A 15,182-nucleotide genomic window follows, 5' to 3' on the forward strand; every position below is an offset into this window, starting at 1 on the left:
GATGGAGATCAATCTCAGTGACTTCCATTTCCTGCGTCCACTGTGGCTGTTGCTGGTGCCGTTCGGTGCCCTGCTGCCCTGGCTCTGGCGCCGCAGCCGTGATGTGCAACGGCGCTTGCGCAGCAACATTGCCGAACACTTGTTGCTGCATTTGTTGATTACGCCGCAGGATCAGCAGCGCTTTCGGCCCGTGCATCTGGCGTGCGTGTTGTTGATGCTGGGCGCCGTCGCCGCTGCCGGGCCCACATGGGAACAGGACCGTCCGGACTTTCTGGAAAATCGCGCGCCACTGATCATCGCCATCGACCTGTCGCCGTCCATGGACGCCACCGATGTCCAGCCAAGTCGTCTGGAAGCGGCCAAACACAAGCTGCATAACCTGATCCAGCGTCGCGCTGGTGCTCGCAGCGGGTTGATCGCCTACGCCGGCAGCGCGCATCTGGTACTGCCACCGACTGACGATCCGGCCCTGCTCGACACCTTCATTCAGGCCCTGAGCACCGACCTGATCAGCAAACCGGGGAAAAATGTCGGCGCGGTGATCGAGCAAGCCAAACGCCTGCTGATCGCCGAGAAGACGCCGGCAACCCTACTGCTGATCACCGACGGCGCCGACACCTCATCACTTTCCAGTCTGGACAAAAAACTGGACGACAGCGCGCTGCAAGTGCTGATTCTGGCCGTCGGCAGCGAGGACGGCGGGATCATCCACGACGCCAACGGCCAGCCACGTACCGACAGCAATGGTCGTCCGGCACTCGGCAGTTTTGGTCAGGCCGCACTCAAACAGCTTGGATCAACCTTGGATGCGCCGTTGGGTAGCCTGACGCTCAATGACGACGACCTGGACTGGATCGAGCTGCACGCACAGCAGCATTTCCAGAGTGCCAGCGATGAACAGCGCGAACTGCACTGGAAGGACGCCGGTTACTGGCTGTGTTGGCCACTGCTGCTGATCGCCTTCTTCAGCGTACGCAAGGGCTGGAGCCTGAACTGGATGGCCGGGTGGTTGCTGGCACTGGGCATTGGCTTGCAACCGGCATCGGCCGAAGCCAACGCCTTGACCGATGCCTTTTTCACCCCGGACCAGCAAGGCCGATGGGCCTTCGAGCACGGGCACTTCCCGCAAGCTGCCGCGCACTTCGTGGATCCTTACTGGAAAGGCATTGCCGCCTACAACGCCGCCGATTACGACCTGGCACTGGCCAGTTTTGCGCGACTCGACACCCCGCAGGCGTATTTCTACCTCGGCAATATTTACGTGCGCCGCTTCAAGTTTGATCAGGCCATCGCCGCGTATACCCAGGCGTTGAAGGTGCAACCGCACTTCCCTGAAGCCACCGCCAACCTGGCCTTGGCCATCGCCTTGCAGAAAGACACCGACAGCGCCGAACAGAACGCGCCGGAGGTCAAACCCGACGACATCAAAATGGACAAAGCGCCGGGCAAGGGCCAGAGCAAAGCGGTGCAGACCGAGCAAGCGGCGTCGGATGCGCTGTGGTTGCAGAACCTCAGTACGTCACCGGCGAAATTCCTGAAGCAGAAATTCAGCTTGCAGGATCAGGCGGGAGGCAAGCCATGATCCGGCTGATAGACCGAGTCGCACCCATCGCGAGCAGGCTCGCTCCCACACTTGATCTGTGTGCGCTGCAAATCCCCTGTGGGAGCGAGCCTGCTCGCGATGGCGTCAGATCATTCACCACTAAACTCGGCACTTTGTTGATCCTCTCCCTGATCAGCACCAGCGCCTTGGCCGCCGAACCTGAACTCCGGGTGCAGACCCGCCTGCAACCCGCCGACTCGGTCATGGTCGGCGGCATTCTGCAACTGCAACTCGATGTCCTCACCGACAGCTGGTTCACCGACGCGCCCATCCTGCCCGACCTGAAGCTTCCCGGCGCACTGGTGATGCCGCCCGACGGCCATGCCGAACACCTGAACCAGACGCTCGACGGCAAATCGTTCAACGGCATGCGCTACAGCTACCGGATCACCCCGAATCTGCCCCAGGGTTTCGACATCCCGGCATTGACGGTGCGCGCTACACCCGGTCAGGCAAGCACGCCGTTGACCGCCCAAAGCCAGCCACTGCACTTCATTGCCACACAACCGCCGGGATTCCAACCTGGCGAGCCGGTGCTGGTGGCCCAAGGACTGCGCTTCACGCAAACAGTCGCCAACTCGGCGACACCCCTGAAGGTCGGTGACAGCCTCACCCGGCAACTGACGTTACAGGCCGACGACGCCTTGGCGATGTCGCTGCCCGCGCCGTCACTGGAGGATGTCGCCGGCCTCAGCCGTTATCCGAAAGCCGCGCAAATCAGCAACCTCGACGACGGTCGCGGCCATTTCAACGGCGGCCAGCGCATCGACACCGTGACCTATCGGATCGATACCGAAGGCCGCCACAACCTGCCGGCGATCGAGCTGAAATGGTGGGACACCAGCACCGGACAGACCCGAACGGCCCAAGTCCCGGCCGTGACCTTCGATGCCGCCGCCAACAGCGCTTATCGGCCGGTGTTTTCGATCACCGAAGACCTGAAAAACCTGGGCCAGCAAGGACGCATGCATCTCTCTGGGCACTGGCTGGTGCTTTTAGCGGTGCTGCTGGTCGTGACGTTGCTCGGCTGGCTTACCCGTCCGTTCGTCCATCGTACGTACCTTCAATGGCAGGCCCGACGCCGCGCCCGACGCGCTGCGTGGCTGGAGTCCGCCGACTACGCCTGGCGGCAAATTCCGGCGCAAATCGACGCCAGCCCCGCGCAGTTGAGCGCCCTGTACCTGTGGGCCAGACGCAGCCGCATGGGCCTGAAACTGACAAATCTTGGCCCGCGCCTGCAAGACCTGTTACGCGCCTGTTACAGCCGTCAACCCACCGAAGAACAGGCGCTGCACCACCTCAAGCAATCCTTGGCTACGCTGCATAGTCAGGCCAAACGCGACACAGCGTCAGCCGCACCTGCACTGCGTCCACTCAATCCCGCTCACGAGAAGGATTTCCCATGACGAACCCGATATCGCTGCGCCACCGCTACGGGCTGACGTTGCTGTTGACCCTTGCGCTGAGCCTCCCTGCGCTGGCCCAGACCAGCGAACCCCTGCCCTCGTGGAACGACGGCCCGGCGAAAAAGAACATCATCGAGTTCGTCCAGGCGGTGACCGATCAAAGCAGCAAGGACTTCGTCAAACCCGCCGATCGTATCGCCGTGTTCGACAACGACGGCACGCTGTGGAGCGAGCAGCCGATGTACTTCGAATTGCTGTTTGCCCTGGAAGAGGTCAAGCGCACCGCACCGCAGCACCCGGAGTGGAAAACCACCCAGCCCTTCAAGGCAGTGCTTGAAAATGATCACAAGGCCCTGGGCGAGTCGGGCATGGATGGCATCCTGAAAATCTTCGGCGCCACCCACACCGGCATGACCACCGAAGCCTTCGATGACTACGCCAAAACCTGGCTGACCCAGGCGCGCCATCCGAAAACCGGCAAGCCGTACACCGAGATGATCTTCCAGCCGATGCTGGAAATGCTCGATTACCTGCGCAGCCAGAACTTCAAGACGTACATCGTCTCCGGCGGCGACACCGCGTTCATGCGCGCCTTCGCCGAGAAGGTCTATGGCATCCCGCCGGAACAAGTCATCGGCACCACGTTTGTCACCGCCTACCAGCTCAAGGACGGCCAACCGTCGATCCTGCGCACCGCCAAACTGGCCCACAACGACGATGGCCCGGGCAAACCGGAAAGCATCGACGCGGTCATCGGCCGGCGTCCGATCCTCGCGTTCGGCAACTCCGACGGCGACCTGCAAATGTTGCAGTGGACCGCCGCCGGGCCGGGCAAACGCCTCATGGGGCTGGTGCATCACACCGACGCTAAACGCGAATGGGCCTATGACCGTCAATCGCAGATCGGCCGCCTGGACAAGGCCCTGGACGAAGCAAAAACCCGTGGCTGGACTATCGTGGATATGGCCGCCGAATGGCGCCGGATCTATCCCTTCGAGGCCGCCACACCCGAGCAAGTGCAATAAAAAAGCGTAACGCAGGACTGCAAAAAACGTTTGTCGCGCTTGAGCGACGCAAGTGAACAAAGGAGCAAGTCAGATGACTCGCATACACAAGTGGCTACCGAAATTCGCCCTGGTGGCAGCCTCGGTGATGGCGATTTCGGCAACGGCCGGAGCCGCTGAAAAACCCAACATCCTGGTGATCTTCGGCGATGACATCGGCCAGACCAACATCAGCGCTTATTCGATGGGCGTGGTCGGGTACAAGACGCCGAACATCGACCGCATCGCCAAAGAAGGCATGATGTTCACCGACTATTACGCGGAGAACAGCTGCACCGCCGGACGGTCCTCGTTCATCACCGGCCAGACGCCGCTGCGTACCGGCCTGTCGAAAGTCGGCATTCCAGGCGCACCGGTCGGCCTGCAAAAACGCGACATCACCATCGCCCAGGCACTCAAGTCGCAGGGCTATGCGACCGGTCAGTTCGGCAAGAACCACTTGGGCGACCGTGACGAGTACTTGCCAACCAATCACGGTTTCGACGAGTTTTTTGGCAACCTGTACCACCTCAATGCCGAGGAAGAGCCCGAGCGTCCGTACTGGCCCAAGGACGACCCTGAATTCGTCAAGGCCAACTCTCCGCGTGGCGTGATTCACAGCTTTGCCGACGGCAAGATCGAAGACACCGGCGCCTTGAACACCAAGCGCATGGAAACCATCGACGACGAAACCACGGCGGCTGCGCAAGCGTTCATCGAGAAACAGGCCAAGGCGGACAAACCGTTCTTCGTCTGGATGAACACCACCCGCATGCACCTGTTCACCCACGTGCGTGAGTCGATGAAGGGCCAGAGCGGCATGCCCGGCAACGAGTATGCGGACGGCATGCTGGAGCACGACGGTGACGTCGGCAAACTGTTGAAAACCCTCGACGACCTGAAAATCGCCGACAACACCATTGTCGTCTACACCACCGACAACGGCCCGAACCAGTTCTCCTGGCCGGACGCGGCAACCACGCCGTTCCGTAACGAGAAGAACTCCAACTGGGAAGGCGCGTTCCGGGTACCGGCGATCGTGCGCTGGCCGGGCAAGATCAAGGCCGGTGAAGTGTCCAACGAGATGTTCTCGGGCCTGGACTGGTTCCCGACTCTGCTGGCTGCTGCCGGTGACACCGGTGTGAAGGACAAACTCCTTAAAGGCTGGGCACCCACCGCGGGCGACACCAACTTCAAAGTGCATCTGGACGGTTACAACCAACTGCCGTACCTGACCGGGCAGCAGCCTAAAGGCGAGCGCAAGGAGTTTTACTACTTCAACGATGACGGCATGCTGGTTTCCATGCGTTTCGATAACTGGAAAACAGTGTTTTGCGAACAACGCGCGCCAGGCGGCTTCAAAGTGTGGAGCGAACCGTTCGTGTGCCTGCGTGTACCGAAGGTCTTCAACCTGCGCATGGACCCGTATGAACGTGCCGACATAGTGTCCGATCAGTATTACGACTGGACCACCAAGAACGTCTACCTGTTCGAGATCGCCACCATGAAAGCGGCGAAGTTCCTCCAGACCTTTATCGACTATCCACCCAGCCAGAGACCGGCCAGCTTCAGCATCGATCAGATCCGTGCTGCGGTAGATGCCAAAATCGCTGAAAAAATGAAAGCTGCGCAGTAAGACCGCTTGACCGCCGCTCGCCTTCATCGGTGAGCGGCCCTTTTTTTTTTTGGCTTGAGACCGCGTCGGCCCCATCGCGAGCAGGCTCGCTTCCACAGGGGACCGCATTTCAAATGTGGGAGCGAGCCTGCTCGCGAAGGGGCCCGCACGGCCGAAGGTTTTTTCACATTGGAACAAGGCAATCCGCAATGTCCTCACGTGTCGCCAGCAAGTCGTCGGCCATCCCAGCCACTCAGAGCAAAGCCCCGGCATTGCTGATTCCCGCCCTGCTGCTATTCGTCTCCGGTGCCGCGGCGCTGGTGTATCAGGTGCTGTGGATCAAGCAGTTGTCGCTGGTGGTCGGCGTGGAGGTGTACGCCATCACCACTGGGATCAGCGCCTTTTTTGCAGGGTTGGCATTAGGCAGTTTGCTGTTTGGCCGGTGGGCCGATCGCTTGCAGCGGCCGGTTCTGCTCTACGCAGGGCTGGAAGTGCTGGTGGCCGTGCTCGGTGTCGGTGCGACCTTCGCCATGAGCCTCGCGGCCAGCCCGTTTGCCTGGCTGGAACAGCAAGTCGGCCTGCTGGCCTGGGTGTTGCCGTTTGCGCTGGTGGGCATTCCGGCGCTGCTGATGGGCGGCACCCTGCCGGTGCTGGTTCGCTCGTTGGCGACGAACCCGCAACAGCTGGGCAAGGCCGGCGGTCAGCTCTATGCGGCGAACACCGCCGGGGCCATTGCCGGCACCTTGCTCGCCGCGTTTGTGTTGATTGCGACCCTCGGTGTACGCGGCAGTGCCTTGGCCGCGGCCATGCTGAACCTGCTGGCCGCCGTCGGCGCCTTGTGGTTCCAACGCCACCGCTCGTTGCCGAATGAGGCGCCGGTCAAGCACCACGCCGATAAAGCGCCTGATCGCGTTGCCTTGTGGCTTTACTCAATTGCCGGTGGCGTGGCCCTCGGCTACGAAGTGGTCTGGTCGCAATCCATCGTGCAGTTCATGAGCACCCGTACTTACGCCTTTGCGGTGGTGCTGGCGACGTACCTCACCGGGCTGTTTCTCGGCAGCATCCTGTTGGCCCGTCGGGTTGATCGCATTCGCGACCCCTGGGGTGTGTTCGGTTTGCTGATCGCCGGTGCCGGGCTCGTCGCGTTGCTGGAAATCGCCCTGCTCGGACGCTGGCTGGTGGTCGCCCAAAGCCTGGCCGAAACCTGGGTGTTGTCATTGGGTGCGAGTGATCTGTTGGGTATGACTGCACGGTTTGCGGTGACGGCAGTGAGCATCGTGTTTGTACCGACTCTGCTGCTCGGTGCTGCATTTCCACTGGCCCTGCGTTTGAGCGTCGGCCGCGAGCGGGTCGGTCAGGCTGTCGGCGCGGTGGTGGCGTTCAATACGCTGGGCGGGATTGTCGGGGTGATGCTCTGCGGGTTTGTGCTGATCCCGTTGCTGGGGCTGGTCCGAACCCTGGGTCTGCTGGCGATTGTCGCCGCCGGGATTGGTTACTTCGCGGTGCGCAAGGGTCATGGGGTCAAGAAAGGCCGGCGCCAGGCTGTGGTCGCTATCGGCCTGGTGTCGATTGCGGTGGCGGTTTTCACGCCGGTGAACAAACTCGCCAGTCTGTTTCCCGGCGCTCGCAACGCGACGTTGGCGTTCTACGAAGAAGGACGCGGCGGGACTGTGGCCGTGGTCACTCAGGGCAAAGGACAAAAAGCGTTCCAGCGCTTGTACATTCAGGGCGTCTCCAACACCGGCGACGCCATGCCGTCCCTGCGCTACATGCGTATCCAGGCGTTGCTGCCACTGCTGATCCACAACGGCGAACCGCGCTCGGCGCTGGTGATCGGTTTTGGCACCGGCATCACCGCGGGCGCCCTGACGCGCTATCCGGGGCTGGAGCACCGTGTCGTGGCCGAACTGCTGCCATCGGTGGTCAAAGCCGCGCCGTTGTTCAAAGGCAACTTCAATGCGGCCGCTGACCCCGGCGTTGACGTACGCCTGCACGATGGCCGACAGGAACTGCTGCGCAACCCACAACGCTACGACTTGATCACCCTCGAACCACCACCGCCCTCCGCGGCGGGCGTGGTGAATCTGTATTCCCGGGACTTCTATCAGTTGGCCGCCAGCCGCCTGGAGAAACAAGGCCTGGTCGCTCAGTGGTTGCCGCTGCCCACCCAGAACATCGACGATTCGCGCTCACTGGTGCGCAGCTTTCTCGACGTCTTCCCCTACGCCACCCTGTGGACCAGTGAGTTCCACGAAATGCTGCTGGTGGGCTCGATGGAACCGATCGAACTGGATGCGGCGAAAATCAGCCAACGCTTCCAACAGGACACCGTGCGTAGCACCTTACAGGACGTGGGCATTGGCTCCGCTGCAGCGTTGCTCTCGACCTGGGTCACCGATCGTGCAGGCCTGGAGCGTTTCGCTGCCGACGCCCAACCGGTCACCGACGATCAGCCGCGTATCGAATATGCTCCATGGGTGCGGGCCAAGGAGATCAGCCGCGTACTGCCGGCCCTGCTTGACCTGCGTGTAGCGCCACCGCTGGTGAATGCGGATGCGGGTTTCAACGAGCGGATGAACACACACCAGCAACGCCTGATGCAGTTCTACCGGGCGAGTCTGCATGCGTATGACGGTGACCGAGACGCGTGGGCTAGGGATATTCGCGAGGTGATGCGCGGGGATGGGGGGAATCCGTATTTCCGGTGGTTTGTCAGGGAGTAGACCACAACCGTCATTTGACAGACGCCGGCCATCCGGCAAAGCTGCGTCGAGCTTGAACGCGCGCCTGACGGCAAACGCACCCGGACTATGGAAGTCGCAATGCCGAAACATAAAAATAAAGCGCTACAGACAAACCCTGATTCGCCACCGACCTTGATTAACCGTTACCTGTTTCCCGTCACCCTCGGCGTCCTGCTGCTGGCCATAGCGGGCATCGGCTGGTTTCTGTTCAGCAGCAAACCGGCGCCCGCGACTTATGCGCCAGTCAGTACGCCGGTCGCTCAGCCGGCCAAACCGCAACCGGTCGCCGTGGCGCCGGCAACGATGGTCGATGAGCAACAATGCCAAGGCTGCCACAGCGAGCAGGTCAAGGACTGGCAAGGTTCCCATCACCAATTGGCGATGCAGGAGGCCAATGCCGAAACGATGCTGGGCGACTTCAATAACGTCACCTTCAAAGCGGAAAACGAATCCTCCCGTTTCTCGCGCAAGGGCAACGAATTCTGGGTTAACACTCCCGGCATTGACGGCAAGAATGCCGACTTCAAGGTCGCCTACACCTTCGGCATCGCGCCGTTGCAGCAATACCTGATCGAGGTCGGCGAAGGTCGGCTGCAAGCCCTCGGCGTAGCCTGGGATACCGAAAAGCACCGCTGGTTTCACCTTTATCCAGGCCAGGGCGTGAACTTCAAGGACCCGTTGCACTGGAGCAAGCCGAGCCAGAACGCCAACTTCATGTGCGTCGAATGCCACACCACCGGCTACAAACGCAATTTCGATGCCGCGAAAAACACCTTCGACAGTCACTGGAACAGCCTCGGTGTCGGCTGTCAGGCCTGCCACGGTCCGGCCTCCAATCACTTGGAATGGACAGCAAAAAAAGCTGACCTGGTCCATGCCGGTTTTGCCGTCGACCTGAAGGACAAGAATGCCACCGTCGAAATCGAAACCTGTGCCCGCTGCCACTCGCGTCGCGCGCCATTGGGCGACGGCTTCACCGCCGGCAAGCGCCTGATGGATGACTACCTGCCGAGTCCCCTGACCCGCGAGTTGTATGCGCTGGACGGCAAAATCAAGGACGAAGTATTCGAACACGGCTCCTTCGCCCAGAGCAAAATGTTCGACAAGGGCGTGCGCTGCAGCAACTGCCACAACCCGCACAGCACCGAGCTCAAAGCACCGGGCAACGGTGTCTGTCTGCAATGCCACAACACCGCCGGCAAGACCTCGGCGGCAGGCGTCGATGGCCAGGGCCTGCAAGCGAAGAATTACGACTCCATCGAACACACCCGCCACACCATGGGCCAACCGGGTTCGCAGTGCGTGGATTGCCACATGCCCGGCAAGTTCTACATGGGCAATGACTTCAGGCATGACCACAGTTTCAGCATCCCCAACCCTGAGCGAGCGAAAAAACTCGGCACACCGGACGCTTGTCTGACCTGTCACCAGGGCAAGGCTGGCGACAAGGTCACCGAGCAATTCAAGCTCTGGAACACCGCCACCGCGCAGGCACCGCGTTACGACGAAAGCCTGTGGCTGATTCGCAACGGTCAGCCCGGGGCGGCATATGCCTTGTACGAGCAGCTCCAACGCAACAATTTGCCAGCGATTCAGCGCGCGACCCTGCTCGCCGAGTTGCCGCTGTACCCAAGCGAACAGGCATTGAAACTGGCCACCCTGGACTTGAATAACCCGGCCCCGCAAGTGCGTGAAAGCGCCGTTCGGGCGATCAGCGCGTTCCTGCCGCCACCGGAGCGCGCGGCGCTGTTGACACCGTTGCTGCATGATCCGGTGAAGGCTGTGCGGATCGTCGTGGCTCGGGATCTGCTGAGCGTGGCCCGTAATGGATTGGGCAACGCCCAGGACCACTGGAATGCGGCCATCGCCGAGTATGAGGAGGTCCAGAAAAGCCTGGCCGAACGCGCCGAAGCCAACCTCAATCTCGCCATGCTCTATCAGGCCAACGGTCGTAGCGGCGAAGTCGAAGCGCTGCTGCGCACAGCCCTCAAGCGCGATCCTGATTTCCACCCGGCGCTGGTGACGCTGGTGCAATGGCTGGAGGCGAACGGACGCAGTCAGGAAGCTCAGACGCTGCTGGAGCAGAGCCTGAAAGCACATCCGGATGCCGCCCTGCTGCAACACACTCAAGGTCTGTCGCTGGTACGCGCGGGCAAATCCGCCCAGGCCATGCCGGCCCTGCGCAAGGCCGCACAACTGGAGCCTCAGAACGCCCAGTACGGTTACGTGTTGGCGGTGGCGTTGCACGACAGTGGCAAGGTCGATGAGGCCTGCCAAGAGCTGGAGCGATTGTTGAAAGTGCAGCCGGCCAATCGCAATGCGCGGTTGTCGTTGATTCAGTACTACCTGGAAAACGGGCAGGAGCCGAAGGCGCAGGTGCTGTTGCAGGGCTGGAAGAAAATGAACATGGGGGATCCGGCGTTGAAGTAATTGATGGTGTGCATCCTTGAAATCCACCCCTCACCCTAACCCTCTCCCCAAGGGGTAGAGGGGACTGACCGAGGTGTTTTTTTCGAGCTACATCGACCTGAAATTCCGAGTCGAACTCAGGTTTGAAAAGCTTGAAGATCGGCTCCCTTTCCCCTCGCCCCCGTGGGGAGAGGGTTGGGGTGAGGGGTGGATCTATATGACACCCCACATCTTCACCATGACGACCCACTCTTCAACGCCAACTCCCGCCGACTATTGGCCCGCATCGCCTTGATCAACGACACCGTCCCCACCAGCAAAATCGCCGCGCCGAACAGGAAGTCGATGTTGTACAACTGGAAGTCCTGCAACGGCCCCACCAGAAACACCCGGATCGCCCCGATACTCACCAGCGTGGCGAGAAAATCGATGCCCGGCTCGTCGCGATAAAACACGTGCATCAGCGGCAGGCAAATCACCAGCAGCAACAGCAATACAATCACCTTGAACGAGCCCTTGCGCTCGACGCTGAACGCACATTCGTTGGCGGCGTAAGGCTTGTAATCCTCGTCGCGCACCAACGAGTTTTTCTCATTGATGTACTCGGCCCGGTTGTACTTCTGAATGGGCGTAAAGGTGTTCGACATCTCCATCAGCGTGGTGATGTGGCGAAAGCGCAAATCGATGCGCTCATTGCCCTTGAGGTAATACAGCACCGGTTTGTAGCCGTAGCGGTAGGTGTCGAAGGGAAACTCGGTGGCGCGCCCCTGTACGCCAATCGGTCGCGACTCGAGCTCCGCGTAAGCGCTTTTGTTGTCAGAGGCGAGGTTACGGCTCAGGGGTTTGATCCTGACCTGTTCGAGGAAAATCGGCGTGGTGCCGTAGGACCATTGCAGCGGTTCCAGGCGCAGGCGCAGCTCGTTTCGGCCCAGGTCGTAGCGGTTGAAAGTGCGCTCGGAAACAATCACCGCGCCGCTGAGCATGAACTCGCCACGCAGGTTGTTGGTGATGCGCAGGGTCAATTGATCCTTGCCCAGCGACAGCGCATCGGCGGCCGGTGGCGTGCCGCACCAGGCGTAACTGTCGAACGCACCACCCAACTGCCCGCCGCGGTTTTCCTGAAACACATAAAAGTAACCGCCCCACAGGGTCAACATCAGCAGAAACGCGGTTAACCCTAAAATCTTCTTGCCCACACTCAAACCAGACTCCTTTCGGTACGACTTCCCTATGAGGTGCGGACTCTACCAAAGAGCCATCATCGACCCAAGTCCAAATGCCTGGCCCTGCGCGCAACATCTCCCCGGTCGTGCAACTAACTCGAATTAGCTTGAAATCTGGATGGTGGCGCAATGCCATTAGTGCTAGAGTCCGCGCCGCGCAATCAGCCCTCAATCATCGCAACGAGGCGGCATGAGCGCGCCTCGGCCAATGACGGCAACTCCCAGTCTCAAGGATCATCAATGAAAGCTCTCCGCACGCTGTTCACCGCTACAACCCTGACCGCCACACTGCTGACTTCGGGTTGTGCAAGCATCGTTGGCGACAGCAAATACCCGGTGAACGTGTCGAGCACTCCAAGCGGTGCTGACTTCACCATCAAGAACAAGGCCGGTGTGGTCGTTCATAACGGTTCCACGCCCAATACCGTGACGCTGCCTTCAGGTCGTGGCTACTTCAAGGGCGAGGCCTACACCATTACCTTCAAGAAAGAAGGTTATGCCGATGCCAGCGCCACACTGGAAACCAGCATGAGCGGCTGGTACTGGGGCAATATCGTGTTCGGTGGCCTGATTGGCATGCTGGTCGTCGACCCGCTGACTGGCGCGATGTACAAACTGCCCGAGAATGCCGCGGGCAATCTTGGCAACCCATTGGCTGGTGAAGCGCCAAAAAACCTGACACTGCTCGAAATCGATCAGCTTTCTCCAAGCGATCGAGCTGCTCTGGTCCGTATCAACTGACAGCGCTTGGCGCATCCTGCTCTACAGGATGCGCCATCCTCACCGGGGTTCTACTGACGCCGGCGAAACAACGGCCGCGGCTCAATCACCGAACGCCCATACAGCACATCGCCGACGGCGCGCAACTCGCCCGTCCAGCAACCGCGACCATCACGGAAACTCGGAAAATCCAGGACAATCAGCGGCACGTGTGAAAACCACGGCTTGAGACTTTCCACCTCATCGTCCGGCCCCAACCAGACACCCTTTTGCGGTGGACCTTCAAGCCAACGAGCCAACGGCAGAATCACTGCACCCACCGGCCATTCATCGTTGACATCCCTGACCAGGGTCCAGGGATCATCAGCGACAATCCGCGCAACACCCTCCTCCAGCCGCAGCAAATTGTTCATGCCGTCACCTCACTTAGGCCGCGCCGATGCCCAGCGCCTTGACCAGAATTTTGATCCGCGCCTTGTACTTGTTGTCCCGCCGGCCATGTCGGTTATAGACCCGCGCCGACGATAACCCGCAGCAGCATTTGCCCGTCGGTGCCCGGGTAAAGATAGAGGCCGATGTCATGCATCATGATCGCCGCCCGGTCCTGTTCCGCCGAGCAGATGGCGATCTTGAACTTGCGCGGCAGAAACAGGAATTCCGGGTTGATGGTCGACCACTGCCGGAGGATTTCCGCCAGCGGCCGGGGGTCGATCATTTGTTCTGCCCCGTAGCCGCTGTGCTCGACAGCTGCTACGGGTTTGGCGGTGCTTGTGGTAGCGACTATGGACCTGCGGCGCAGTACGTTACAGATTCAGCTAAATACTAAAAAACCGTATCAGACTGCGGCTGATCACCGCAGGCATGCGCTTAATCTGATCCGCATAAACTCGGTTTTTCTGAGTCTGTTTTGTTTCCAGCAGGGTTTCTACAGTGGGCGACATGCCAGTCCGGGTGGCCTGGCAAGACTTTGCAACCGTGGAAGCATTGACCATGAGCACAGCAACAACTGGACAGGCCTATAACTACAAGGTCGTCCGCCAATTCATCGTGGCTACCGTGGTTTGGGGTGTCGTGGGGATGGCGATGGGGGTGTGGATCGCCTCGCAACTGGTGTGGCCCGAGATGAACCTGGACCTGCCGTGGACCACCTTCGGCCGCTTGCGCCCGCTGCACACCAGCCTGGTGATTTTCGGCTTTGCCGGCAGCGCGCAATTCGCCGCCAGCTACTACGCGGTGCAGCGCACCTGCCAGGTGCGGCTGTTTTCGGACAAGCTCGCGGCATTCACCTTTTGGGGCTGGCAGTCGGTGATCGTGGTGATGCTGATCACTCTGCCGCTGGGCTACACCACCACCAAGGAATACGCCGAAATAGAATTCTCCGGCGCGGTGTGGATGACGGTGGTCTGGGTCGTTTATGCCATCGTGTTTTTCACCACCGTGGTGCAGCGCAAGACCAAACACATCTACGTCGGCAACTGGTTCTTCGGCGCGTTCATTGTGGTGATCGCGATGCTGCACGTGGTCAATCACCTGGCGATTCCGGTGGACTGGTTCAAGTCCTATCCGGTGTATTCCGGGGCGACCGACGCCATGGTGCAGTGGTGGTACGGGCACAACGCAGTGGGTTTCTTCCTGACCACCGGGTTCCTGGGGATGATGTATTACTTCGTGCCGAAACAGGTTGGGCGGCCGGTGTATTCCTATCGGTTGTCGATCGTGCACTTCTGGGCGCTGATCACCCTGTACATCTGGGCCGGCCCGCACCACTTGCATTACACCGCGCTGCCGGACTGGGCGCAGTCACTGGGCATGGCGATGTCGCTCATCCTGCTGGCACCGAGTTGGGGCGGGATGATCAACGGCATGATGACGCTGTCAGGAGCCTGGCATAAATTGCGCACCGACCCGATCCTGCGCTTTTTGGTGTTGTCCCTGGCCTTCTACGGCATGTCGACCTTCGAAGGGCCGATGATGGCGATCAAGACGGTCAACGCCCTCTCCCACTACACCGACTGGACCATCGGCCACGTCCATGCCGGCGCTCTGGGTTGGGTGGCGATGATCACCTTCGGCGCCCTCTACCACATGATCCCGAAAGTCTTCGGTCGCGAGCAGATGTACAGCACGCCGCTGATCAACCTGCACTTCTGGCTGGCGACCATCGGCACCGTGTTGTACATCGCCTCGATGTGGGTCAACGGCATCACCCAGGGCTTGATGTGGCGTGCGATCAACGATGACGGCACGCTGACCTATTCCTTCGTCGAAGCCTTGCAAGCCAGCCATCCAGGGTTCGTGGTGCGCTTCGCTGGCGGGGTGTTCTTCCTCAGCGGGATGTTGCTGATGGCTTACAACGTCTGGCGCACGGTGCGGGTTGCGGACGTCGAAATGGCCCACCGAGAAGCGCAGATTGCCTGAG

Annotated in this window: 10 protein-coding genes and 1 pseudogene; 8 read left to right on the top strand and 3 right to left on the bottom strand. The window is 60.6% G+C overall.

What is annotated here, in order from left to right; genetic code table 11:
• Nucleotide 1 precedes the first annotated feature (1 nt).
• From ACYZUA_RS17770 to ACYZUA_RS17795, 6 genes are all read left to right on the top strand, one after another.
• Nucleotides 2-1,582: a VWA domain-containing protein gene (locus tag ACYZUA_RS17770; protein ID WP_461959920.1), complete on the top strand. Its 1,581-nt coding sequence runs from the start codon at nt 2-4 to the stop codon at nt 1,580-1,582.
• The gene (locus tag ACYZUA_RS17775; protein ID WP_461959921.1) at nt 1,579-3,009 is read left to right on the top strand and encodes a hypothetical protein; all 1,431 of its coding nucleotides are present in this window, start codon (nt 1,579-1,581) and stop codon (nt 3,007-3,009) included. Before ACYZUA_RS17770 ends, ACYZUA_RS17775 begins: the two co-directional genes overlap by 4 nt.
• Nucleotides 3,006-4,034, top strand: a complete 1,029-nt coding sequence (locus tag ACYZUA_RS17780) for an HAD family hydrolase (protein WP_461959922.1) — start codon at nt 3,006-3,008, stop codon at nt 4,032-4,034. The genes ACYZUA_RS17775 and ACYZUA_RS17780 overlap by 4 nt, the downstream gene beginning before the upstream one ends.
• A 73-nt stretch (nt 4,035-4,107) precedes the next feature.
• Nucleotides 4,108-5,688: an arylsulfatase gene (locus ACYZUA_RS17785; RefSeq protein ID WP_461959923.1), complete on the top strand. Its 1,581-nt coding sequence runs from the start codon at nt 4,108-4,110 to the stop codon at nt 5,686-5,688.
• Nucleotides 5,689-5,876: 188 nt separating this feature from the next.
• Nucleotides 5,877-8,390: a fused MFS/spermidine synthase gene (locus ACYZUA_RS17790; RefSeq protein WP_461959924.1), complete on the top strand. Its 2,514-nt coding sequence runs from the start codon at nt 5,877-5,879 to the stop codon at nt 8,388-8,390.
• A 99-nt stretch (nt 8,391-8,489) separates the two neighbouring features.
• Nucleotides 8,490-10,841: a tetratricopeptide repeat protein gene (locus ACYZUA_RS17795; protein WP_461959925.1), complete on the top strand. Its 2,352-nt coding sequence runs from the start codon at nt 8,490-8,492 to the stop codon at nt 10,839-10,841.
• A 212-nt stretch (nt 10,842-11,053) separates the two neighbouring features.
• Here the strand turns inward: ACYZUA_RS17795 and ACYZUA_RS17800 are convergent, their stop codons facing one another.
• The gene (locus tag ACYZUA_RS17800; protein WP_461959926.1) at nt 11,054-12,022 is read right to left on the bottom strand and encodes a hypothetical protein; all 969 of its coding nucleotides are present in this window, start codon (nt 12,020-12,022) and stop codon (nt 11,054-11,056) included.
• 261 nt (nt 12,023-12,283) lie between these two features.
• Here ACYZUA_RS17800 and ACYZUA_RS17805 point away from each other — a divergent pair, with 261 nt between their 5' ends.
• Nucleotides 12,284-12,784 carry a peptidase associated/transthyretin-like domain-containing protein gene (locus ACYZUA_RS17805; RefSeq protein ID WP_461959927.1) on the top strand — a complete coding sequence of 167 codons (501 nt, stop codon included), beginning with the start codon at nt 12,284-12,286 and terminating at the stop codon, nt 12,782-12,784.
• A 50-nt stretch (nt 12,785-12,834) separates the two neighbouring features.
• On the opposite strand, the gene ACYZUA_RS17810 is transcribed toward ACYZUA_RS17805, so the two are convergent.
• Entirely contained in the window at nt 12,835-13,176 is a 342-nt protein-coding gene (locus ACYZUA_RS17810) for a DUF934 domain-containing protein (protein WP_461959928.1), read from the bottom strand.
• Between the two features lie 31 nt (nt 13,177-13,207).
• Nucleotides 13,208-13,475 (bottom strand): annotated as a pseudogene (locus ACYZUA_RS17815) (nitrite/sulfite reductase); the annotation flags it as partial.
• 278 nt (nt 13,476-13,753) lie between these two features.
• Between ACYZUA_RS17815 and ccoN the strand changes: the two are divergent.
• On the top strand, nt 13,754-15,181 hold the full coding sequence (gene ccoN, locus ACYZUA_RS17820; protein WP_461959929.1) for a cytochrome-c oxidase, cbb3-type subunit I: 1,428 nt from the start codon (nt 13,754-13,756) through the stop codon (nt 15,179-15,181).
• Nucleotide 15,182 lies beyond the last annotated feature (1 nt).

It is taken from the genome of Pseudomonas sp. LS2P72, assembly GCF_054897865.1.